Consider the following 21369-nt stretch of genomic DNA (forward strand, 5'->3'; position numbering starts at 1 on the left):
GATCAGAAAATTCCTGAATTCTAGAAGTGAAAGGCGGTTCGCGCCTGACGCGGCACCGCTATATATAGTGGCTACAAGGTGAGGTCAAGCACAGGGTTCTGCGCGACCATGCCTTATGGCCGGGAAAAAACGCTGGGTTCGGCCTGAATCAGGGCAAAGCGCGGGACCTGTTCGCCCTCGACAATGACTGACTCCAGGAACATGCTCAGCGGGCGCACCCAAAAGCCGTAATCGCCATACAGGGCTTGGTAGAACACTACATCCTCTTCGGTTTCGGAGTGGCGAGCCACACTGAATACCCGATATTGAGGGCCTTTGTAATGTTGATAGAGCCCGGGTTGTAGCGGCATGTTGCGGCCCCTCTGCAAAATAAAAAAATAAAAACGCTTAAAAACAAAAACCGGGGCACAAGGCCCCGGCTTCCATCATCGCAACGCTTAGACGCGTTCGAAGACGGTGGAAATGCCCTGGCCAAGACCAATGCACATGGTGGACAACCCGAAGGTGCCGCCATTTTGCTTCATTACATTGAGCAAAGTGCCAGAGATACGAGCGCCCGAACATCCAAACGGGTGACCCAGAGCGATGGCACCGCCGTGCAGGTTAACCTTCTCATTCATCTTGTCGAGCACTTTCAAATCTTTCAGCACTGGCAGGGCCTGTGCAGCGAAAGCTTCGTTAAGCTCGATGAAGTCGATATCAGCCATATTCAAGCCCGCACGCTTCAACGCTTTTTGCGTAGCCGGTACTGGACCATAGCCCATGATCGCAGGATCCACACCGGCAACGGCCATGGAGCGGATAACGGCCAAAGGCTCCAGGCCCAGGTCTTTTGCACGCTGAGCCGACATCACGATCATGCACGAAGCACCATCGGTGATCTGCGACGACGTGCCCGCAGTCACTGTACCGCCTTTAGGGTTGAAAGCAGGTTTCAACGCCGCCAGGCTTTCCAGGGTGGTATCTGGACGAATAGTTTCATCGTAGTCGAAAATCTTCAGGAAGCCGTTTTCGTCATATCCCTGCATCGGGATGATTTCGTCTTTGAACTTGCCTTCAATCGTCGCCTTGTGCGCCAACTGGTGCGAGCGCACTGCAAATGCGTCCTGCTGTTCGCGGGTGATGCCGTGCATCTTGCCCAGCATTTCAGCGGTCAAACCCATCATGCCCGAGGCTTTCGCCGCGTACAGCGACATGTGCGGGTTAGGGTCAACGCCGTGCATCATGCTCACGTGGCCCATATGCTCGACGCCGCCAACCACGAAAACGTCACCGTTGCCGGTCATGATCGCTTGCGCAGCCGTGTGCAGGGCACTCATGGACGAGCCGCACAGGCGGCTTACGGTCTGTGCAGCGCTGGTGTGCGGGATCTGGGTCATCAGCGACGCCATGCGCGCGATGTTCCAGCCCTGCTCCAGGGTCTGGTTCACACAGCCCCAGATCACGTCTTCCACTTCGCTCGGGTCAACCTTGTTGTTGCGCTCCAGCACTTTGCTGATCAGGTGCGCAGACATGTCTTCAGCACGGGTGTTGCGGTGCATGCCACCCTTGGAGCGGCCCATCGGGGTGCGACCGAAGTCTACAATCACCACGTCTCTAGGATTCAAGCTCATAATTTCACTCTCACTCTAATGGGGCGCTTAACCGAAGAAGCTCTGGCCGTTCTTGGCCATCTCACGCAGCTTCGCAGTCGGGTGGTACAGCGCGCCCAGTTCAGCGTACTGATCGGCCAGGGCCACGAACTCTGCAACACCGATCGAATCGATGTAGCGCAGTGCGCCGCCACGGAACAGCGGGAAGCCAATACCGTAGACCAGACCCATATCGGCCTCGGCTGCGGTTTCAACGATGCCGTCTTCCAGGCAGCGTACGGTTTCCAGACACAACGGAATCATCATCCAGTTGATGATGTCCTCGTCGGTCACGTCGCGCTGCTCGTAAACAATTGGCTTGAGCACTTCAAGTACGCTGGAATCAACGACTTTCTTCTGCTTGCCCTTTTTGTCAGCCTCGTAGGCATAGAAGCCTTTGCCGTTTTTCTGACCCAGGCGCTTGGCCTCGTACAGAGCGTCGATCGCCGAGCGGCGGTCGTCTTTCATGCGATCCGGGAAGCCTTCAGCCATCACGTCGCGACCGTGGTGGCCGGTGTCGATGCCGACCACGTCCATCAGGTACGCCGGGCCCATTGGCCAGCCGAATTTTTCCATTGCTTTGTCGATGCGCACAAAGTCGACACCGGCACTGACCAGACGGGCAAAACCGCCGAAGTACGGGAATAATACGCGGTTGACCAAAAAGCCCGGGCAGTCGTTGACCACGATCGGGTTCTTGCCCATTTTCTTGGCGTAGGCAACGGTGGTGGCAACAGCCAGGTCGCTGGACTTCTCGCCACGAATCACTTCAACCAGCGGCATCATGTGCACCGGGTTGAAGAAGTGCATGCCGACGAAATTTTCCGGACGCTTGAGGGCCTTGGCCAGCAGGCTGATGGAAATGGTCGAAGTGTTGGAAGCCAGGATGGCGTCTTCGCGAACATGGTTTTCCACTTCCGCCAGTACCGCTTGCTTGACCTTCGGGTTCTCGACTACCGCTTCGACCACCAGGTCGACGTTGCCGAAATCGCCGTAGGACAGAGTAGGACGAATACCGTTCAGTACTTCGGCCATTTTCGCCGGAGTCATGCGACCTTTATCAACGCGACCCACCAGCAACTTGGCGGCTTCAGCCAGCCCTTGCTCGATGCCGTGTTCGTTGATGTCCTTCATCAGGATCGGCGTGCCTTTGGAGGCCGACTGATAGGCAATACCGCCACCCATGATGCCTGCACCCAGAACGGCGGCCTGCTTCACGTCTTTGGCGATTTTGTCGTAGATCTTGGCTTTTTTCTTCAGTTCCTGATCGTTCAGGAACAGGCCGATCAGACAGTTTGAAGCGGAGGTCTTGGCCAGTTTGGCAAAACCTGCAGCTTCCACTTCCAGCGCCTTGTCACGACCGAAGTTCGCGGCTTTCTGGATGGTCTTGATCGCTTCAACCGGGGCCGGGTAGTTCGGGCCGGCCTGGCCAGCCACGAAACCTTTGGCGGTTTCGAACGCCATCATTTGTTCGATTGCGTTGAGCTTGAGCTTTTCCAGCTTCGGCTGACGCTTGGCCTTGTAGTCCAGCTCACCACTGATGGCGCGCTTGATCAGGTCCAGGGCAGCTGCGCCCAGCTTGTCAGCGGTGACCACAGCATCAACGGCACCTACTTTCAGAGCGTCTTCTGCGCGGTTTTCCTTGCCGGAGGCAATCCATTCAACCGCGTTATCAACGCCGATCAGGCGTGGCAGACGCACGGTGCCGCCAAAGCCCGGATAGATACCCAGCTTGACTTCCGGCAGGCCGATCTTGGCGCTGTCAGCCATGACCCGGAAGTCGGCTGCCAGGCACATTTCCAGACCGCCGCCCAACGCGATGCCATTGATGGCAGCGACGGTCGGTACGTTGAGGTCTTCAAAATCGCTGAAGATTCTGTTGGCTTCCAGGTTGCCGGCAATCAGCTCGGCATCCGGCAATTTGAAGTTTTCAACGAATTCGGTGATGTCGGCGCCGACGATAAACACGTCTTTACCGCTGGAAACGATGACACCCTTGACCGAAGCATCTGCCTTGATCGCATCTACTGCCTGACGCAATTCGTTCAGGGTTAGACGGTTGAACTTGTTGACGGACTCACCCTTGAGGTCGAACTTGAGTTCGACGATGCCACTTTCAAGAGCCGTAACCGTGATGGCTTTACCTTCGTAAATCATCAACTGATCTCCAGGATATGGAAGCTGAACAGTACACGTCAGAAGCTAGCGTCTGGCTGTCACTGACCTTTGCGTCAATGCTGTTGCCAATCCGCCAGGCACACCCGCCAACGCGATAATCGGGATTGAACAAGCATCGTCCGACACGACAAACACTCAATTCATACGCCCGTTTGATTTGGGTGTCGACACCTTCACGGAAAAGCGATCGATTGTCAATTGTCCAAAACAATGATGACAAAACGACCCGGCAGTCAGTTTAGACACCTGCGCTATGAGCGCCCGAAACCATTAAGGCGCCTTGCAGGTGAAAAGCGTGGGAGCGGGCTTGCTCGGGATTCAGACGCCGCGGTTTGTCTGCCACACCCCGCCGACTCCATCGCGGGCAAGCCCGCCCCCACAAGGGTCATGCCAGCGCCTTGAGCACCTCGTCAATGGCCTTGAGCACCTGGGCCTCGCCCTTCTCGCCCCAGACCAGCACAATCATTTGTTTATCGGCCTCAACCTTGTAGACATTGGCTGGCAGCTTGCGAAACTGCGCCAGCAGGCGCTCGTCCTCGCATTCTTCCTGCCAGCGATTGAGCCATTTTCCCGGTGCCGATTGCCAATAGCACCAAACATCAGGTTTAGTACTGCGGCGCGGACGGTGGTACTGCGCGCAGGAACCGGGCGGTTGCGGCTCAAGCCAGTGCGGCCACTCCTGAGGCGCCAGCTGCATGGACAACCCCATGCGCCGCGCCTCCATGCGCAGGTCCATCCGACCACTTTGCCCCCGGGACGGGCGCAACCACGCCAGGGGACTCAGAACCAGTGCCAGGATTGACACCACTATCCATACCGTCATATCTGTACTCTCACTGCTTGATAAACGCATGACCCAGACTTGAACCAAGGCTCTGGAAAAGGGCCATACTCATAATTAATCGCCATCTACAGGAGCACCCCACATGCCCTACGAACATATCCTGGTCGCCGTCGACCTGACCGACGAATGTGACCCCGTGATCAACCGCGCCAGTGAAAGCGCCAAGGCCAACGGCGCCAAATTGTCACTGATCCATATCGTCGAACCGATGGCGATGGCGTTCGGCGGCGATGTGCCAATGGATCTCTCGCAACTGCAGCAGCAACAATTCGACCAGGCCAAGGAACGCCTTGAACGCCTGATCGCCAAATACCCGCAGCTGCACAAGGACTACTGCCACCTGAACTACGGCCAGCCGCGCCAGGAAATCCATGCCCTGGCCAAAGCGCAAAACTGCGACCTGATCGTGGTTGGCAGCCACGGCCGCCACGGCCTCGCCCTGCTGCTGGGCTCGACCGCCAACGACGTACTGCATGGTGCACCGTGCGACGTGCTGGCGGTCAGCCTGAAAAAACCTGACTGAGTTTATCTGCAGCAACCACAAAAAAGCCCGGCCCCTTATAAAAGGGCCGGGCTTTTTCAGTTCAGCACGGGGTCAATCAGGCATCCAGCTCGGCCCAGCGCTCAACCAGCTGCTCAAGCTCGGCTTGCAATGTTTCAAGCTTGGCAATCACTTCCGCGGTTTTGGCCGCAGGCAGTTGATAGAAACCAGCGTCAGCCATTTCTGCTTCAACCGCAGCAATGGCCTGTTCCTTGGCGTCGATATCGGCCGGCAGGGCTTCCAGCTCACGCTGCAGCTTGTAGCTGAGTTTCTTTTTCGCCGCAGGAGCAGGCTGAGCAGCCACAGGTGCCGGTGCAGCCTCGACCACGGCCGAGTTGAGGTCGGCTTTGCCCGACTTGCTCTCGGTCACGCCCAGCAGGCGCGGTGAACCGCCCTGACGCAGCCAGTCCTGATAACCGCCCACGTACTCGCGAACCTTGCCTTCGCCCTGGAAAACCAGGGTACTGGTCACCACGTTATCGAGGAATGCCCGGTCGTGACTGACCATCAGCACAGTGCCCTTGAAGGTCAGCAGCACCTCCTCAAGCAGCTCCAGGGTTTCAACGTCGAGGTCGTTGGTCGGCTCATCGAGCACCAGCAGGTTGGCCGGCTTGCTGAACAGCTTGGCCAGCAACAGACGCGCACGCTCACCACCCGACAGCGCCTTGACCGGCGTGCGGGCACGCTGAGGGCTGAACAAGAAGTCACCCAGGTAGCTGAGCACGTGACGGCTCTGGCCGTCGATATCGATAAAGTCGCGGCCTTCGGCCACGTTGTCGATCACGGTTTTTTCCAGATCCAGCTGATGGCGCAGCTGATCGAAGTAAGCCACGTCGATACGCGTGCCCTCTTCAACCGTACCTTCAGTTGGCACCAGGCCGCCCAGCATCAGCTTGAGCAGCGTGGTTTTACCGGTACCGTTGGCACCCAGCAGACCGATACGGTCGCCGCGCTGCAGCACCATCGAGAAGTCCTTGAGCAGGAACGGACCACCCGGGTGAGCAAAGCTGACGTTTTCCAGCACCATCACTTGCTTGCCGGACTTGTCTGCCGTGTCCAGCTGGATATTCGCCTTGCCGGTACGCTCGCGACGTTCGCTGCGCTCTACGCGCAGTTCTTTCAGGGCGCGCACGCGGCCTTCGTTACGGGTGCGGCGGGCCTTGATGCCCTGGCGGATCCAGACTTCTTCCTGAGCCAGACGCTTGTCGAACAGCGCATTGGCGGTTTCTTCCGCGGCCAGGGTGGCTTCCTTGTGCACCAGGAAACTGGCGTAGTCGCCATTCCAGTCGATCAGGCCGCCACGGTCCAGCTCCAGAATCCGGGTGGCCAGGTTCTGCAGGAATGAACGGTCATGAGTAATAAACAGAACCGCGCCCTGGAAGTCCTTGAGGGCCTCTTCCAGCCACGCGATTGCGCCGATATCCAGGTGGTTGGTCGGTTCGTCGAGCAGCAGCAGATCCGGTTCGGAAACCAGAGCCTGTGCAAGCAGGACGCGACGACGCCAGCCGCCGGACAATTCGGCCAGGGTTTTGTCGGCAGGCAATTGCAGGCGGCTCAGGGTGCTGTCCACCAATTGCTGCAAGCGCCAGCCATCACGGGCTTCGAGGTCTTGCTGGACGTGCATCAGCTTGTCCAGGTCAGCATCGGTGACGATGTTCTGGCTCAAGTGATGGTACTGGGCCAGTAACTCGCCAACACCGTCCAGGCCTTCGGCCACAACGTCGAATACAGTCCGCTCGTCGGCAACCGGCAACTCTTGCGGCAATTCGCCAATCTTGAGGCCGGGCGCGCGCCAAACAGAGCCGTCATCGGGTTTTTGATCACCTATAACCAGCTTCATCATGCTGGACTTGCCGGTACCGTTGCGGCCGATGATGCACACCCGCTCTCCACGGGCGATCTGCCAGGACACCTTGTCCAACAACGGCATAGAGCCGAAAGCAAGGGACACATCGCTGAATTTGAGCAGGGTCATGAGCTTCTCCAAAAACTGGGCGCGCATTCTACCTGATTTGAACCCCCGGGCGGCCGGGTATTTCTTGTACGGTGCCGTCTTGCCTTCATTTAGTGCCAAGTTGCTATGGTTGGCCGCCAAGACGTTCACGCGTCGCTGGCAAAAGGCTAAGCTACGAAATAATCAGTGCAGGTTCGGCCTGCGCTCGTCACGTTTTTTATCAGTACGGAAGCCTCATGCGCAGTCGTCTCTTCAACTTTTTATCCTGCCTGCTTCTCACCAGCTGCGCCGTGCAAGCCGCCCATGGCGCAGACCTGACCCAACAACGCCAGCTCTACGACCAGGCCAAGCGCGCCTTGGCCAAAGGCGATTCCGGCCCTTACTTTCAAAATTCCGCAGCCTTGCGCAGCTACCCGCTTACGCCGTATCTGGCCTATGACGAGTTGACCGCACGCCTGAAGTCCGCAAGCAACACAGAAATCGAACAGTTTCTCGCCGCACATGGCGACCTGCCGCAAGCCAACTGGATGAAACTGCGCTGGCTGCGCTGGCTGGCAGACCGTGGCGACTGGGCCACTTTCGCAAAGTACTACGACCCCAAGCTCAACTTCACCGAGCTGGACTGCCTCAACGGCCAATATGAGTTGCAACACAACCGCAAGGCCGAGGGTTATGCCAGCGCAGAAAAACTCTGGATGGTCGGCAAGGCGCAACCGGCCGCCTGCGATGCCCTGTTCAGCCAATGGGCCGCGGCAGGCCAGCTGACCGAGCAAAAACGCTGGCAGCGGGTCAAACTGGCCGCTGAAGCACGTAATTACGCCCTGGCCACGCAACTCGCCAACGGCCTCAATACGCTTGGCCCACAAGCCCGGCTGATGATTGACGTGGCGCAAAAACCCGACATGCTCAGCCAGCCGTCACGTTTTGCCCCGGCCAGCGAGGCCATGTCTGACGCCGTAGGCCTGGGCCTGCGCCGCCTGGCACGTCAGGACCCGGAAAAAGCGGCGTCCCTGCTCGACACCTACGCCACCAACATGCATTTTTCCCGCGATGAAAAAGTCGCCATCGCCCGGGAAATCGGCCTGACGTTCGCCCGCCGCTACGACAGCCGCGGCCTGGACATCATGACCCAGTACGACCCCGAACTGCGGGACAATACCGTCACCGAGTGGCGCCTGCGTCTGCTGCTGCGTCTGGGCCGCTGGGAAGATGCCTACCAGCTCACCCGCAAACTCCCACAAGACTTGGCAACCACCAGCCGCTGGCGCTACTGGCAGGCCCGCAGCCTTGAACTGGCCGAACCCAAAAACCCGCAAGCTCAGGTCCTGTTCAAAAAAGTCGCCAACGAACGTGATTTCTACGGGTTCCTGGCCGCTGACCGGGCGCAAACCCCTTATCAACTCAACAACCGGCCGCTGGTGCTCAGCCCGCAACTGATCAAAAAAGTGCGCAATACGCCAGGCGTGCAGCGCGCACTTGAATTCCATGACCGCGGCCAGGTGGTCGATGGTCGTCGTGAGTGGTATTACGTCAGTCGCCTGTTCAGCCGTGACGAAATGGTCGCCCAGGCCAAGCTGGCTTACGACCTCAAGTGGTATTTCCCGGCTATCCGCACCATCAGCCAGGCCCAGTACTGGGATGACCTGGACATTCGCTTCCCGATGGCCCACCGCGATACTCTGGTGCGCGAAGCCAAACTCCGCGGCTTGCACTCCAGCTGGGTATTCGCCATCACCCGTCAGGAAAGTGCCTTTATGGATGACGCCCGCTCCGGCGTTGGCGCCAGCGGCCTGATGCAGTTGATGCCCGCCACCGCCAAAGAGACCGCACGAAAATTCAGCATCCCGCTGGCCTCGCCGCAGCAAGTGCTTAACCCCGACAAGAACATCCAGCTGGGTGCTGCTTACCTGAGCCAGGTGCATGGCCAGTTCAACGGCAACCGGGTGCTGGCTTCAGCGGCTTACAACGCCGGGCCGGGACGTGTGCGCCAGTGGCTCAAGGGTGCCAACCACCTGGGCTTCGACGTGTGGATCGAGAGCATCCCGTTCGACGAAACCCGCCAGTACGTGCAGAACGTGTTGTCTTATTCGGTGATCTACGGGCAAAAGCTCAATGCGCCACAGCCTGTAGTGGACTGGCATGAGCGCTATTTTGATGATCAGTGACAGGTAGCCTGTAGCAGCTGCCGAAGGAACGAGGCAGCTGCTACAGGGCTTGGCTACTCCAGGATTGTTACCGGCATGCCGACTTCCAGAACGCCATTACCCTCGTTAACCAGGTTCTGACCGAACATGGTGCCGTTTTCCTGCTTGCGGTAGGTCATCAGGGTCGCCAGCGGTTCGCGCTGTTCATCACGCACCCCTGTATGCGGATCAACAGTAGTGAGGATGCAGCGCGAGCAGGACTTGACCACGCGGAACTCGACATCGCCGATGCGGATACGCTTCCAGCCGTCTTCGGCAAAGGCTTCGCTGCCTTCGATCACCAGGTTGGGGCGAAAACGCAGCATGTCCATCGGCCGGCCGATCTTGTGCGAAATATCATCCAACGATGCCTGGCCAATCAGCAAAAGCGGATAACCATCGGCGAACGCAACCTGGTCATCATCCCGGCCGTAGCCCGACTCCGTGGTGCGCGCCCTTTGCAGTGGCACATGCACCAGCCGCACCGGCTTTTCTACAAAGCGGCTTAGCCAGTCAGCAGCAGCATCCCCTGCATCCGGTACACGCAAGGTGTCGCGCCATATGGTCACGCCACGCAGGTCGGTGTCGGCATCCGGCACTGTGACCTCCAGTGCCTCGAACCCTTCGGCATTCAAGGTCAAGCCACCGGCGACATTCCACAGCGCAGACAGCTGACTCATTTTGGGGTCGGCACGCTGGGTCAGAAACCGCCCGCTGGCTTCATCCACCAACATCCAGCGTCGATCGCCCACCAGCCCCAGCTTGTCCAGCGTGGCCAGAGGCAAGCTTTCACCTTTGCCGGATTTAAGTGGAAAACGATAAAGCGCGCTTAGACGCAGCATGACTCAGCTCCCTGCGGGGTTAAAAAAGCCACAGTATACGAGCCGATCACTGATGCAAAGGTGCGGGACTTCAAGCAGGTTGTTGGTCCAGTATCAGGCGCTGGCGTACGACATCCACCAGCTTGTCCGGCTGGAATTTGGACAGAAAATTGTCGCACCCGACCTTTTTCACCATCGACTCGTTAAAGCTGCCGGACAACGAGGTATGTAACACCACATACAGCGCGCGCAAACGCGGGTCATTACGGATTTCAGTGGTCAACCGGTAACCGTCCATTTCCGGCATTTCGGCATCGGTGAAGATCATCAGCAACTTGTCGGTCATTACCTGCCCGGTATCGGCCCAGCCCTTGAGCATGTTCAGCGCCTTCAAACCATCGCTGGCAATATGCATCTTGACCCCCAGTTGCGAAAGCGTTTCACGCAGTTGCGCCAGCGCAACACTGGAATCGTCGACCAGCAGCACTTCACGCCCGCGCACTTGCTCGAAGATCGGATCGGCAAGCTTCTCGCGCGAGACTTTGGCGTTGTACGGCACGATTTCGGCAAGAACTTTTTCCACGTCGATGATCTCGACCAATTGCTCCTCGACCTTACTGATGGCCGTCAGGTAATGACTGCGCCCGGCACTGGCGGGCGGAGGCAGGATGGCCTCCCAGTTCATATTGACGATACGGTCAACCCCGCCCACCAGGAAGGCCTGCACCGAGCGGTTGTACTCGGTGACGATAATGGTGCTGTCCGGGCCCGGCACCAGCGCACGCATGCCGATGGCCTGGGACAGGTCGATCACCGGCAGGGTTTTACCGCGCAGGTTGACCACGCCGCACACATGGGGATGGCGGTGCGGCATCAAGGTCAGTTTTGGCAATTGCAGGACTTCTTGCACCTTGAACACGTTGATCGCGAACAACTGCCTGCCGGCCAGACGAAACATGAGAAGTTCCAGTCGGTTTTCACCGACCAGTTGAGTGCGCTGGTCTACCGTGTCGAGAATGCCGGCCATGAGTAACTCCTGGGGTAGGTACTTGATGCCTGACCTTATCGGCCGGATTCCCAGGACCTTGATATCGTTTAGCTATCAACTAACCCGCAGTTCTGACTGGCCCAGCAAAGGCGACCCCTGGGGCAAGTGGACCTTCAAAGCACCCTTGCGCACGGCAAAGCGCATCGCATCGCCCGCAAGCGGCTCACCATCGAGGTTGATCGCCAGCCCTTCGGCGGCCTTGATCTCGACCCAGGGCAAACGCGCGCGGACAAACAGGTTATCCAGCCCCCAGCCTTCGGTCATCAGGCTCTTGAGCGTACCGACGATTTCCGTGGGTGCTGGCAAAATGCTGATATCCAGCAAGCCATCATCGACCAGCGCCTCAGGGCACAGGACTTGCCCGCCCCCGGCCTGACGACCGTTGCCGATGCCCAGCGCCAGCAACTCGCCTTGCCAGTGAAAGTCCGGCCCCTGTAGCTCGGCATAGGCCGCGTGCAGCTCAGTAAAGCGCGACAGCCCGGTAAACAGATAGGCCGCGCCGCCCAGTACCTTTTTCAGGTCTTCGGAGGTATTGGCCGTGACCTGGCTACCAAAGCCACCGGTGGCCATGTTCAAAAACAACTGGCCGTCGACTTCACCCAGATCGATGGGACAGGCTGGCACATCGAGCAAGGCCAGGGCTTGAGCGGGCTCCAGGGACACACCGGCCGCCCGGGCAAAGTCATTGGCGGTGCCCAACGGCAACAGCACCAGACTGGCCTCGGTATCGGCCAGTGCCATCGCCTCGCAAATATCACGCAAAGTGCCATCGCCGCCACCGGCAATCAGCCGGGTGTAGCCGCCCTCCAGCGCCTCGCGTACCAGACGCTGCGCATCCCCGGCCTCCCAGGTCAGCCGCACCGCCAGTTCCCACCCCGCCGCCCGCTGCTGCTCAACGGCAGCGCGCACGTCTTCGTTGAGCGCCTGCTTGCCGTGCAAAATCAAAAAAGCCTTACCTGCACTCATATTCCATCCCTCGACATAACGGTCTGATTGCTTGGACAACAGCCAGACCGAAAAGGCCCATGCACCCGTGATTTAACCTTCACGGCTCGATCAAAAGCGCAGAACCGGTCAGACTTCAACCCCTGTAAGTTGTCCAATGATTCTAGAGGCGTTCTGTATGAGCACACTGGTTCCCTGCATCATCGCCGGTGGCGCTGGCACCCGGCTATGGCCAGTGTCGCGCGAGGCCATGCCCAAGCCCTTTATGTGCCTGCCCGATGGTCAGAGCCTGCTGCAAAAGACCTTTGCCCGCGCATCCGGCCTGCGTGACGTTGGCCCGTTGCTGACCGTAACCAACAGGGAGGTGTTTTTTCGCACCCTTGATGATTACCGCGCACAGAACATGGACGACATCGAGCTGGACTTTATCCTCGAGCCATTTGGCCGCAATACTGCCCCGGCGATTGCCGCAGCCGCCTTGCAGATTGCGCAGCGCTACGGCGGTGATACGCAGTTGCTGGTGCTCCCCGCCGACCATCTGATCACCGATATTGCCGCCTTCGGCCGGGCCGTCGACAACGCCCGCAAACTGGCCGACGAGGGCTGGCTGGTGACCTTTGGCATACTGCCAACCCGGGCCGAAATCGGCTTTGGTTATATAGAAAAAGGCCAGAAGCTGAACCAGGATGGCTTTGAAGTGGCGCAGTTTGTTGAAAAACCGGACACCAAAACGGCCCAGGGCTACCTCGACGGCGGCCTGCATCTGTGGAACAGCGGCATGTTCTGCATGCGCGCCGACAGCGTACTGCAAGAATTCAGGGCCCATGCGCCTCTGGTACTGGATGCCGTGACCCACTGCCTCGATCACAGCCAGATGTTTGAGGGCAAACAACAACGCCACCTCGAACTGGACAGCCCGAGTTTCGCCCTGGTGCCCGATATCTCCATAGACTACGCCGTGATGGAGCGCTCGCAAAAAGTTGCCGTGGTGCCCTGCCAGCTGGGCTGGAGTGACATAGGCTCATGGCAGGCGGTGCGCGAGCTGACCCCGGCCGACGCCAATGGCAACCAGTGTACTGGCGAAAACGTACTGCACGATGTACACAACTGCTACATCGACTCGCCGAAACGGATGGTGGGCGGGGTCGGACTAAACGACCTGATCATTATCGATACGCCGGATGCTCTGCTCGTGGCCGACGCCCGACGCAGCCAGGACGTCAGGCACATCGCCCGAACACTCAGACTCCAGGGCCACGACGCCTATCGCCTGCACCGCACTGTCACCCGCCCGTGGGGCACCTACACCGTGCTGGAGGAAGGTCCGGGGTTCAAGATCAAACGCATCGTGGTCAAGCCCGGAGCCGCGCTGTCCCTGCAGGTGCACCAACGGCGCAGCGAACACTGGATTGTGGTCAGTGGCAGGGCCGATGTGAACAATGATGGCCTGGACTTCACCCTCGAAACCAACGAGTCCACCTTTATCAAACCCGGCAGCCCACACCGGCTGGGCAACACCGGGGAGGCTGAACTGGTCATGATCGAAGTGCAAAGCGGCGAGTATGTGGGCGAAGACGACATCGTGCGCCTGACTGATATCTATGGGCGCGCGCCTGTCTGAGATCATTGTGGGAGCGGGCTTGCTCGCGATGGCGATCACCCGCAATCGCGAGCAAGCCCGCTCCCACGGGTGACGCAACAGTGCTAGCCCAGCACTTCACTCAACGGGATAAACCCCACCCGGTCGCCTTCGGCCAGGGTGCAATCCTCAAGGACTTCCACCAGCCCTTCAGCCCATGCCGCGCTGCGCAACACGCCTGAACTCTGGTTTTTGTAAATCACCGCACGCCCTTGCTCCAAACGCCCGCGCAGGTACTCGCGACGATTGCCCGGCTTGGGCCAGACAAATCCTGCAGGCACCTGGAACTTCAGCGGTTCGACAGCCTGCACGCCTTGCAGGCGCAGCAGATAAGGCCGTGCCAGCAACGCGAACGTCACCAGAGTCGAGGCAGGGTTACCTGGCAGGCCGATCACCGGCACACCGCGAAAATGCCCGCAGGTCAGGGGTTTGCCCGGCTTGATTGCCAACTTCCACAGCGCCAGCTCGCCCTCTTCGCGCAACGCAATGCCCAAAAAGTCTGCCTCACCGACCGACACTCCGCCGGTGGATAAAATCAGGTCAACCGTTCCCAACTCACCCAACCGCTGGCGGGTGGCGGGCAAGTCATCAGGCAGAATCCCCCCATCGACCACTTCACAGCCCATGCGCGCTAACCAGCTGCACAGCACTATGCGGTTGCTGTTGTAGATTTGCCCCGGGCCCAACGGCTGCCCGGGCTCGATCAGTTCATCGCCAGTGGATAACACCGCCACCTTGACCCGTCGCATGACTCGCAGCTCGGCGCAGCCCAGGGATGCTGCCAGCCCCTGCTCGATCGGCCCCAAGCGCGTCCCCGCAGTAAGGACTACCTCACCAATGGTGGTTTCCTGCCCTTTAGGACGAATGTTCTGACCTGCACGCAAGGCATGAGTAAATACCACTCGTCCGTCGGCCTGCACCACAGTATTTTCCTGCATTTCGACGCAGTCCGCGCCCGCAGGTACCGGGGCACCAGTAAAAATTCTTGCACAGGTGCCTGGCGCCAGTGGCTCCGGGGCAGTACCGGCAAAAATTCGCTGGCTAACGGTTAGCGGTTCCCCGGACCAGTCGCCCAGGTTCAACGCATAACCGTCCATTGCACTGTTGGGCCAAGGTGGAAGATCAAGGCTTGCAATCAAGTCGTGGGCCAGTACGCGGCCATCACCTGCGCCCACCGGAACCGATTCGGTGTCAAGGATCGGCGCCGACTCAGCCAGTGCCAGCAAACGCTCAAGTGCCACCTCGACGGGCATCAGCGCGCCGGTTCGACCCGGCTTATCCACGGGTTTCACAGGCCGGCGCCTGCTTCAAGTGGGCGACGAAGTTGCAGGGGCGATGACGGGAATCCAGTTGCTCGGCCAATATCCCGTCCCAACCGGTGCGTACAGCGTTGGTCGAACCCGGCAGGCAGCACACCAGCGTACCGTTGGCCAAGCCGGCAAGAGCACGGGACTGCACGGTCGAAGTGCCGATATCGGCCACGGAGATCTGGCGGAACAGTTCACCAAAGCCATCTACTTGCTTGTCCAGCAGACAACTGACGGCTTCTGGCGTGCTGTCGCGTGCAGTAAAACCTGTGCCGCCGGTAATCAGCACCACCTGCACCCCATCGTCGGCGATCCAGGTGGCGACCTGGGCGCGGATTTTATACAGGTCATCCTTGAGCAACACCCGTGCCGCCAGGTTGTGCCCGGCATCACGCAGGCGATCGACAAAAACCTGACCCGAAGTGTCCGTTTCCAGGGTTCGAGTGTCACTGACGGTAAGAACGGCGATATTCAAAGGTACGAAAGGTGCATCAACCTTGGCTTTCATAGACGAGGTCCAGTTGTAGGAGAAACAGCCCGGTGTTATATCACAGCGCTTCTTTTGCCTGGTTGCGCGGAGTTCCATATGAACCGGTTTCAATGCTCCATCTTGCTGCTGGCAGGTGGCCGTGGCCAGCGCATGGGCGGTCAGGACAAGGGGCTGGTGAGATGGCAGGGTCAGCCGCTGATCGCGTATGCCCAGCGCGTCACCCGCCCGCTGACCGATGACCTGATCATTTCGTGCAATCGCAACCACGAACAGTACACCCGCCTGGCCGATCAACTGGTCAGTGATGGCAATGATGACTTTGCCGGGCCGTTGGCGGGGATCCGCGCCGGGCTGGCCGTGGCCCGCCACTCACACTTGCTGGTGTTGCCCTGCGATGTACCGAAAATCGACCGCGGGTTGCTCGATGCCCTGCTGGACGCAGCCGCTCAACATCCCGATCAGCCGCTGATGGTGCGCCACGGGGAGCACTGGGAACCGCTGTTGTGCGTGATCCCCACAGCCCTGAAAGATGCATTCGAGGCAGCCTGGCAGGCAGGTGAACGCAGCCCGCGCAAAATCATGCTCCAGCTCAATGCACGGGCCTGGCAATGCGCCGAAAATGACCCGCGGCTGGCCAATTTCAATACCCCGGACTGGCTGAAATAATCCGCGCCAGTGTCTGCCTGGGGCTAGCAATGGAACTTGCAGACGATGTATACGTCTCAAGGACAGTAATCATTAACAGCACATTCACTTGTTGGAGATACACAATGACTCACCGGACTCTCGCCGCCCTGATGCTCGCTGCTGGCATGGCCGCCCTTGCCGGCTGCTCCTCGCCTTCGGTGATCACCCTGAACGACGGTCGCGAAATCCAGACTGTCGACGCGCCAAAATACGATGACGACTCAGGCTTCTACCAGTTCAAGCAACTGGACGGTAAAGAAACCCGCATCAACAAAGACCAGATTCGTACCGTTAAAGAGCTGTAATACCGCTCTCTGGTCTTAAAACAAAACCCGCCTTGTGCGGGTTTTGTTTTACCAGTCCAGATGAATCCTGCTCTCGAAAAAGCGTGCTTCTCCCGTGAGCGGATCAACAAAGCGCAAACTCTGGGCCAGCAGTTTCAGCGGCTCGGCGTAGTCATCGACAGCGTCCCTGATCACTTCCGGGTAGAACGGGTCATTGCATATCCCTGCCCCCAGCGCCGCCATATGCACCCGCAACTGATGCTTTTTCCCGGTGACGGGGTACAACGCATAACGCCACAACTCACCGTTTTTCTCACAAACGTCGACCAGGGTCTCGGTATTGCTGACGCCCGGCCCTTCTTTCATGCGGAAAAAAGGCTCTCCCTCCACCAGGCGGCTTTTATGCACCAGCGGCAGCTCAAGTTCAGGCAATGCGCGAGCAATGGCCTCATAGCGTTTGTCGATCTTGCGCGTGGGAAACAACGACTGATACGCCGAACGAGTGTCCGGATTGGCAGAAAACAGCACGAGGCCCGCCGTGTGCCGGTCGATACGGTGCAGGGGCACCAGATGGGGGTTGCCCAGGGTGCGGATCAAGCGCCGCAGCAGTGTTTGCTCGACATACTCACCGCCCGGGGTCACCGGCAGGAAGTGCGGCTTGTCCGCCACCACCAGATGCTCATCGGCATACAGGATGGTTTCCTGCACCGGAATGGGCGTTTCGTTGGGCACTTCGCGAAAGTAATGAATGCGCAGGCCTTCCCGGTACGCCAGCTGCGGGCTGATAGGCGCACCGTCGGCATCCAGCACCCGGCCACGGGCGATACGGTCAAGCCACTGTTCGCGGCTGATGGCACTGAAGTGTTCACTCAGGCAGTCGAGCACCGTCAACCATCTGCCTGGCGGCAGGTGCAAGGTACTGGCTTGATGCTCGGCGGCGATGAAAGGCTGGGACGACATAAAGGGTCTCGAGCGGAAAATGCAGCCGGTGATTATGCAGGTTTATCCAAGAAAATTGACCACCTGCGCAGTATCAAACGGCCAGCCCAACTCCTGGCCCGTATCGACCCGGCGCAATACCGGAATACGCAAGCCGTAGCTTTCAAACAACGAGTCGCTGTCAGCAATATCGACCAGCTCGACCATCAACCCATGCTCGACCAAGGGCATTAAAACCGCTTCGGCCAGTTCACACAGGTGACAACCCAGGGTGCCGAACAATTGGCATTCGGGAGGCATAAATAACGACCTTAGAAATAAAGTGTTTATCTTAAGAGCCTGGCCCGGTGACGTCGACCCGTAGCAGATACCCGCAGCCGTATGCCTGATTTGCCAATACAATCGCTCTATTCCCCTGCTTGCGACTACGCTTGACCCACATCAGCGACAGACCTTCGTATTTGCCGGATGCTCGCGACCTTTTTCCCGACCTGCCAAGGAAGCCTTTCGTGTTTGCCAATCTGTTAATCATCCTTGCCTCGTCACTGGTGGTCATTGCCCTGTTCCGGCGCCTGAAGCTGCCGCCGGTGCTGGGTTACCTGTGTGTCGGCCTGTTTGTAGGTCCCACCGCCCTCGACTGGATCAATGACAGCCCCGACCTGCCTGACCTGGCAGAGCTTGGAGTGGTGTTTTTGCTGTTTTCCCTGGGGCTGGAGTTCTCGCTGCCCAAGATGCTCAAGCTGCGTCGGGTGGTATTTGGCCTGGGCAGCCTGCAAGTGCTGTGTTCGGCAGTGGCGCTGGGCGGCCTGCTGTATGCCTTTGGCATGAGCCTTAACGGCGCGTTCCTGCTCGGTGCCGGACTCGCCCTGTCATCCACGGCGATCGTAAGTAAAGAGCTGACTAGCCTGGGGGAAATCTTCAGCCGTCACGGGCAGAATGCCATTGGCGTACTGCTGTTTCAGGACGTGGTTGCGGTACTGTTGCTGACCCTGGTGCCGGTGTTCGCCGGCAGCAGCGACCAGGCCTGGTATTGGGCCTTGCCGGTTACCTTGGGCAAGACTGTGATCCTGTTTCTGGGGCTGCTGTTTGCCAGTCGCTTCCTGCTGCCGCGCCTGTTCCACGAGGTGGCCGCGTCGCGCTCGGCAGAGCTGTTTGTGTTGCTGGCGCTGGTGATCGTGCTGCTCACCGCCTGGCTCACCCACCTGCTGGGCCTGTCCCCTGCGCTCGGCGCCTTCCTGGCCGGCATGCTACTGGGTGAAAGCCACTATCGACATCAGATTGAAGCCGATATCCGACCTTTCCGGGACATTCTGCTGGGTCTGTTTTTCGTCAGCATCGGCATGCTGATCGACCTGCAGCTTTTCATTCACCACGGTTTCCTGATTTTAGGCCTGACCCTGGTCCTGATGCTGATCAAGGGTGCCGTGGTCGCGATTCTGGTCAAGTTGCGTGGCAGCGACGGAGAAACCGCCTGGCGCAGTGGCCTGGCCCTGGCCCAGGGCGGTGAGTTCTGCTTTGCCCTGATGGCGCAGATGCAGAGCAACTCGCTGATCCCGGCGGATATGGCTGCCTATCTGCTGGCCGCCACGTTCTGCTCGATGCTGCTGACACCCCTGCTGCTGCGCGCCGCGCCACTTATCGCAGCCAGCCTGCACCGGCAATCCTATGAAGAGGCGGAGCTGGAAGAAATCGCCAGCCAAAACGCCGAACTGCACGGGCACGTGGTGATGTGCGGCTATGGCCGCGTGGGCCAGTCCATTGGCCGTTTCCTGCGCAGCGAACACAAGGACTTTGTCGCGCTGGACTACGACCCCGATCGCATTGAGGAAGCAGCTAAAGCGGACAGCTGCGTGCACTACGGTGACGCCCGCCGGGGTGATCTGCTGCGCGCTGTAGGCCTGGATCGTGCGCGACTGCTGGTGATTGCCGTGGACAACACCGAGGTGGCCATGAGCGTACTCAAGGAAGCCCGGCTGATTACCCTCGAAGTGCCTATCCTGGTCAGGACCCGCGATGACAGCCAGCTCACCGAGCTGAAGGCCGCCGGGGCAACTGAAGTGGTACCGGAATTGCTCGAATCGAGCCTGATGCTCGCCTCCCATGCCTTGATTTTGCTGGGCCTGTCAGAAAAAATCGTGCAACGCCGGGTCGACCAGGTACGCCATGACCGCTATCACCTGCTCGAAGGCTGTTTTGAAAGCGAAGACGCGCGGGAAGCTGCAATCCCCCGCGAAAACGACTGATTTAAGGTAAGGTTTTGCCTCTGTACACAAAAGACATCTCTGGCATTGCCCATCCAACCGCGTAAGCAATGCCAAGGAAACGAGTGAACCTTCACCGAAGGCCTACACTCGAACGATTATCAAGCCACTAATGGAGTGAATCATGGCCCGTAAAACAGCAAAGAATGCTCAAGAAATCCTGATGGCCGATTTCCAGACGCTGGTACTCGATGCCGAAAAGCTGCTGGAACACACCGCGTCCCTGGCCGGTGACCAGGCTGAAGAACTGCGCGCCCAGATAAAAGACAGCCTGTTGAAGGCCCGCGCAACCCTGGAAGAAACCAAGGAATCGTTGAAAGACCGCAGTCAGGCGGCTGTGGTGGCCACCGAAGATTATGTGCAGGCTAACCCTTGGCAGTCTGTGGGCATCGCGGCCGGTATCGGCTTTGTTCTGGGCCTGCTGGCAACCCGGCGCTGATATGACAGACGAATCCGGTTCCCCCCGTTCCTCACCGCGGCGCTTGGGTGCCGCATTCCTGGGTCTGTTGCACAGCCATGTCGAATTGCTGGGCATCGAACTGCAAGAGCAGAAGGCACGCACCGTCAGCCTGTTGTTGTTTGCCGGGCTGGCACTGGTGTTCGCGCTGTTGCTGCTGATCGGACTGTCGGCGCTGGTGATGATCCTGCTCTGGGACAGCTACCGCATCCCCGGCATTATCGGGCTTTGTGTGTTTTATACGCTGGCCGCGGTGTTCTGCGGGCTGCGCCTCAACGCCGCGATATTCGATGAATCCTCTCCTTTCAATGCCACGCTTGAAGAGCTGGCCAAAGACCGCGAGCGTTTGTTGCCATGAGCCTGCCTGAATTGCCGAAAAATGCTTCACGCCAGGAGTTGCGCAAAACCTTGATCCGCCTGCGCATGGAAATGCACCGGCAGGAGATTCGTCATGAGTCGCAACAACTGCTGCAACCCCTGCAAAAAATGCGCGGGATGACCAGCAACTGGCAGGAAACCCTGGGGATCAAGCATGCACCCTTGTGGGGTGTGGGGATTGTCACCCTGCTCGGGTTCCTGACCGGCAGAGGCGCCAAAAGCAAAAACACCGGGGGCACGTCACGCTGGATCAGCTTGACCACTGGCTTGATACCACTGATCAAGATGGTGATCCAGGCCTCGCGCAAGCCCTGAACAGAAAGCCTCCCCCCTCCTTCTGTGGGAGCGGGCTTGCTCGCGATGGCATCTACGCGGTTTGACTGAAACACCGCGCTGCCTGCATCGTGAGCAAGCCTGCTACCACAGATGGCGCTCCTGATCATGCCTCCACTTGCGTCATCCGTTCTGAAACGAGAAGCTGCTGGGGCGCAAAACACAGGTCCATCCAGTCAACAGCAACGACCATATCCACACCCGCCTCACCCACTCCCTCGAAGTCAGTTGCGTCGGCCGCTCCCTGGGTGACAAGAAGCACCGGTTCGGCTGCTACCGAGCGAACTGTATTTAGGCTCCGCAGCCAAAAACGACCTTATTACAGTGTCAACAGCCAACTAGTTACAAATAAGAATATATAAGAACAAGAAGACGAAATTGTACCACTTAGGAATAACCTCAGTTTTTGTCAGGACAATTATAGAGCCAATACACCACTCTTCGAACAG

General features: G+C 58.9%; 21 protein-coding genes and 1 pseudogene. 10 read left to right on the top strand and 12 right to left on the bottom strand.

All coding sequences use genetic code 11. The annotated features are described in order from the left end of the window. Nucleotides 1-113: 113 nt before the first annotated feature. The 4 genes from ACP7BE_RS08180 to ACP7BE_RS08195 form a co-directional block, all read right to left on the bottom strand. Nucleotides 114-350 (bottom strand): DUF1653 domain-containing protein, encoded by a 237-nt coding sequence (locus tag ACP7BE_RS08180; protein ID WP_095002213.1) that lies wholly within the window; start codon nucleotides 348-350, stop codon nucleotides 114-116. A gap of 87 nt (nucleotides 351-437) precedes the next feature. Continuing rightward, a complete protein-coding gene (gene fadA / locus ACP7BE_RS08185; protein WP_095002214.1) occupies nucleotides 438-1613 on the bottom strand; it encodes an acetyl-CoA C-acyltransferase FadA in 1176 nt (391 codons plus the stop codon). Nucleotides 1614-1640: 27 nt separating this feature from the next. Next, on the bottom strand, nucleotides 1641-3788 hold the full coding sequence (gene fadB, locus ACP7BE_RS08190; RefSeq protein WP_426105486.1) for a fatty acid oxidation complex subunit alpha FadB: 2148 nt from the start codon (nucleotides 3786-3788) through the stop codon (nucleotides 1641-1643). Between the two features lie 406 nt (nucleotides 3789-4194). Continuing rightward, entirely contained in the window at nucleotides 4195-4632 is a 438-nt protein-coding gene (locus ACP7BE_RS08195; RefSeq protein WP_088379313.1) for a hypothetical protein, read from the bottom strand. A gap of 103 nt (nucleotides 4633-4735) precedes the next feature. Here ACP7BE_RS08195 and ACP7BE_RS08200 point away from each other — a divergent pair, with 103 nt between their 5' ends. Next, nucleotides 4736-5176 carry a universal stress protein gene (locus tag ACP7BE_RS08200; protein ID WP_016780044.1) on the top strand — a complete coding sequence of 147 codons (441 nt, stop codon included), beginning with the start codon at nucleotides 4736-4738 and terminating at the stop codon, nucleotides 5174-5176. 76 nt (nucleotides 5177-5252) lie between these two features. Here the strand turns inward: ACP7BE_RS08200 and ACP7BE_RS08205 are convergent, their stop codons facing one another. Further along, complete coding sequence (locus tag ACP7BE_RS08205) at nucleotides 5253-7169, bottom strand: ATP-binding cassette domain-containing protein (RefSeq protein WP_426105489.1); 1917 nt, start codon at nucleotides 7167-7169, stop codon at nucleotides 5253-5255. A 215-nt stretch (nucleotides 7170-7384) separates the two neighbouring features. Between ACP7BE_RS08205 and ACP7BE_RS08210 the strand changes: the two genes are divergently transcribed. After that, nucleotides 7385-9313 (top strand): transglycosylase SLT domain-containing protein, encoded by a 1929-nt coding sequence (locus ACP7BE_RS08210; RefSeq protein WP_095019371.1) that lies wholly within the window; start codon nucleotides 7385-7387, stop codon nucleotides 9311-9313. A 53-nt stretch (nucleotides 9314-9366) separates the two neighbouring features. On the opposite strand, the gene ACP7BE_RS08215 is transcribed toward ACP7BE_RS08210, so the two are convergent. The 3 genes from ACP7BE_RS08215 to yegS form a co-directional block, all read right to left on the bottom strand. Then, the gene (locus ACP7BE_RS08215) at nucleotides 9367-10173 is read right to left on the bottom strand and encodes an MOSC domain-containing protein (protein ID WP_095020295.1); all 807 of its coding nucleotides are present in this window, start codon (nucleotides 10171-10173) and stop codon (nucleotides 9367-9369) included. 70 nt (nucleotides 10174-10243) lie between these two features. Next, the gene (locus ACP7BE_RS08220) at nucleotides 10244-11179 is read right to left on the bottom strand and encodes a chemotaxis protein CheV (protein WP_095019373.1); all 936 of its coding nucleotides are present in this window, start codon (nucleotides 11177-11179) and stop codon (nucleotides 10244-10246) included. Nucleotides 11180-11254: 75 nt separating this feature from the next. Continuing rightward, nucleotides 11255-12166, bottom strand: coding sequence for a lipid kinase YegS (gene yegS / locus ACP7BE_RS08225; RefSeq protein WP_095002219.1), 912 nt, complete (start codon nucleotides 12164-12166; stop codon nucleotides 11255-11257). Nucleotides 12167-12323: 157 nt separating this feature from the next. On the opposite strand from yegS, the gene ACP7BE_RS08230 reads away from it, so the two are divergent. Then, the gene (locus tag ACP7BE_RS08230) at nucleotides 12324-13766 is read left to right on the top strand and encodes a mannose-1-phosphate guanylyltransferase/mannose-6-phosphate isomerase (protein WP_426105492.1); all 1443 of its coding nucleotides are present in this window, start codon (nucleotides 12324-12326) and stop codon (nucleotides 13764-13766) included. Nucleotides 13767-13849: 83 nt separating this feature from the next. Here the strand turns inward: ACP7BE_RS08230 and glp are convergent, their stop codons facing one another. Next, entirely contained in the window at nucleotides 13850-15076 is a 1227-nt protein-coding gene (gene glp / locus ACP7BE_RS08235) for a gephyrin-like molybdotransferase Glp (RefSeq protein WP_426105494.1), read from the bottom strand. Next, entirely contained in the window at nucleotides 15060-15599 is a 540-nt protein-coding gene (gene moaB / locus ACP7BE_RS08240; protein WP_095002222.1) for a molybdenum cofactor biosynthesis protein B, read from the bottom strand. The genes glp and moaB overlap by 17 nt, the downstream gene beginning before the upstream one ends. Nucleotides 15600-15677: 78 nt before the next feature. Between moaB and mobA the strand changes: the two genes are divergently transcribed. Both mobA and ACP7BE_RS08250 read left to right on the top strand, forming a co-directional pair. Further along, the gene (gene mobA / locus ACP7BE_RS08245; protein WP_095032171.1) at nucleotides 15678-16247 is read left to right on the top strand and encodes a molybdenum cofactor guanylyltransferase MobA; all 570 of its coding nucleotides are present in this window, start codon (nucleotides 15678-15680) and stop codon (nucleotides 16245-16247) included. Between the two features lie 104 nt (nucleotides 16248-16351). Continuing rightward, complete coding sequence (locus tag ACP7BE_RS08250; protein WP_095002224.1) at nucleotides 16352-16573, top strand: YgdI/YgdR family lipoprotein; 222 nt, start codon at nucleotides 16352-16354, stop codon at nucleotides 16571-16573. A gap of 48 nt (nucleotides 16574-16621) precedes the next feature. On the opposite strand, the gene ACP7BE_RS08255 is transcribed toward ACP7BE_RS08250, so the two are convergent. Continuing rightward, nucleotides 16622-17512: a pseudouridine synthase gene (locus tag ACP7BE_RS08255; RefSeq protein WP_426105497.1), complete on the bottom strand. Its 891-nt coding sequence runs from the start codon at nucleotides 17510-17512 to the stop codon at nucleotides 16622-16624. Between the two features lie 42 nt (nucleotides 17513-17554). Continuing rightward, nucleotides 17555-17791 carry a glutaredoxin family protein gene (locus ACP7BE_RS08260; protein WP_095002226.1) on the bottom strand — a complete coding sequence of 79 codons (237 nt, stop codon included), beginning with the start codon at nucleotides 17789-17791 and terminating at the stop codon, nucleotides 17555-17557. Nucleotides 17792-18000: 209 nt separating this feature from the next. Here ACP7BE_RS08260 and ACP7BE_RS08265 point away from each other — a divergent pair, with 209 nt between their 5' ends. From ACP7BE_RS08265 to ACP7BE_RS08285, 5 genes and pseudogenes are all read left to right on the top strand, one after another. Then, nucleotides 18001-19734: a cation:proton antiporter gene (locus ACP7BE_RS08265; RefSeq protein ID WP_095002227.1), complete on the top strand. Its 1734-nt coding sequence runs from the start codon at nucleotides 18001-18003 to the stop codon at nucleotides 19732-19734. A gap of 142 nt (nucleotides 19735-19876) precedes the next feature. Next, the gene (locus ACP7BE_RS08270; protein ID WP_095026082.1) at nucleotides 19877-20191 is read left to right on the top strand and encodes a DUF883 family protein; all 315 of its coding nucleotides are present in this window, start codon (nucleotides 19877-19879) and stop codon (nucleotides 20189-20191) included. Between the two features lies 1 nt (nucleotide 20192). Continuing rightward, nucleotides 20193-20567: a phage holin family protein gene (locus tag ACP7BE_RS08275; RefSeq protein ID WP_095002229.1), complete on the top strand. Its 375-nt coding sequence runs from the start codon at nucleotides 20193-20195 to the stop codon at nucleotides 20565-20567. After that, nucleotides 20564-20902, top strand: coding sequence for a hypothetical protein (locus tag ACP7BE_RS08280; RefSeq protein ID WP_095002230.1), 339 nt, complete (start codon nucleotides 20564-20566; stop codon nucleotides 20900-20902). Before ACP7BE_RS08275 ends, ACP7BE_RS08280 begins: the two co-directional genes overlap by 4 nt. A 166-nt stretch (nucleotides 20903-21068) precedes the next feature. After that, nucleotides 21069-21170 (top strand): annotated as a pseudogene (locus ACP7BE_RS08285) (hypothetical protein); the annotation flags it as partial. Nucleotides 21171-21369 lie beyond the last annotated feature (199 nt).

Source organism: Pseudomonas sp. TWR1-1-3, from assembly GCF_049896805.1.
GTDB lineage: Bacteria > Pseudomonadota > Gammaproteobacteria > Pseudomonadales > Pseudomonadaceae > Aquipseudomonas > Aquipseudomonas bubulae.

Excerpts from the sequence above, each read along its gene's own strand:
- ACP7BE_RS08275 (WP_095002229.1), top strand. The coding sequence starts at position 20,193 with ATGACAGACGAATCCGGTTCCCCCCGTTCCTCACCGCGGCGCTTGGGT.
- ACP7BE_RS08200 (WP_016780044.1), top strand. The coding sequence starts at position 4,736 with ATGCCCTACGAACATATCCTGGTCGCCGTCGACCTGACCGACGAATGT.
- ACP7BE_RS08220 (WP_095019373.1), bottom strand. The coding sequence starts at position 11,179 with ATGGCCGGCATTCTCGACACGGTAGACCAGCGCACTCAACTGGTCGGT.
- mobA (WP_095032171.1), top strand. The coding sequence starts at position 15,678 with ATGAACCGGTTTCAATGCTCCATCTTGCTGCTGGCAGGTGGCCGTGGC.
- fadA (WP_095002214.1), bottom strand. The coding sequence starts at position 1,613 with ATGAGCTTGAATCCTAGAGACGTGGTGATTGTAGACTTCGGTCGCACC.
- ACP7BE_RS08250 (WP_095002224.1), top strand. The coding sequence starts at position 16,352 with ATGACTCACCGGACTCTCGCCGCCCTGATGCTCGCTGCTGGCATGGCC.
- ACP7BE_RS08280 (WP_095002230.1), top strand. The coding sequence starts at position 20,564 with ATGAGCCTGCCTGAATTGCCGAAAAATGCTTCACGCCAGGAGTTGCGC.
- ACP7BE_RS08180 (WP_095002213.1), bottom strand. The coding sequence starts at position 350 with ATGCCGCTACAACCCGGGCTCTATCAACATTACAAAGGCCCTCAATAT.
- moaB (WP_095002222.1), bottom strand. The coding sequence starts at position 15,599 with ATGAAAGCCAAGGTTGATGCACCTTTCGTACCTTTGAATATCGCCGTT.
- ACP7BE_RS08210 (WP_095019371.1), top strand. The coding sequence starts at position 7,385 with ATGCGCAGTCGTCTCTTCAACTTTTTATCCTGCCTGCTTCTCACCAGC.
- ACP7BE_RS08205 (WP_426105489.1), bottom strand. The coding sequence starts at position 7,169 with ATGACCCTGCTCAAATTCAGCGATGTGTCCCTTGCTTTCGGCTCTATG.
- yegS (WP_095002219.1), bottom strand. The coding sequence starts at position 12,166 with ATGAGTGCAGGTAAGGCTTTTTTGATTTTGCACGGCAAGCAGGCGCTC.
- ACP7BE_RS08230 (WP_426105492.1), top strand. The coding sequence starts at position 12,324 with ATGAGCACACTGGTTCCCTGCATCATCGCCGGTGGCGCTGGCACCCGG.
- ACP7BE_RS08255 (WP_426105497.1), bottom strand. The coding sequence starts at position 17,512 with ATGTCGTCCCAGCCTTTCATCGCCGCCGAGCATCAAGCCAGTACCTTG.
- fadB (WP_426105486.1), bottom strand. The coding sequence starts at position 3,788 with ATGATTTACGAAGGTAAAGCCATCACGGTTACGGCTCTTGAAAGTGGC.
- ACP7BE_RS08215 (WP_095020295.1), bottom strand. The coding sequence starts at position 10,173 with ATGCTGCGTCTAAGCGCGCTTTATCGTTTTCCACTTAAATCCGGCAAA.
- ACP7BE_RS08260 (WP_095002226.1), bottom strand. The coding sequence starts at position 17,791 with ATGCCTCCCGAATGCCAATTGTTCGGCACCCTGGGTTGTCACCTGTGT.
- ACP7BE_RS08270 (WP_095026082.1), top strand. The coding sequence starts at position 19,877 with ATGGCCCGTAAAACAGCAAAGAATGCTCAAGAAATCCTGATGGCCGAT.
- ACP7BE_RS08195 (WP_088379313.1), bottom strand. The coding sequence starts at position 4,632 with ATGACGGTATGGATAGTGGTGTCAATCCTGGCACTGGTTCTGAGTCCC.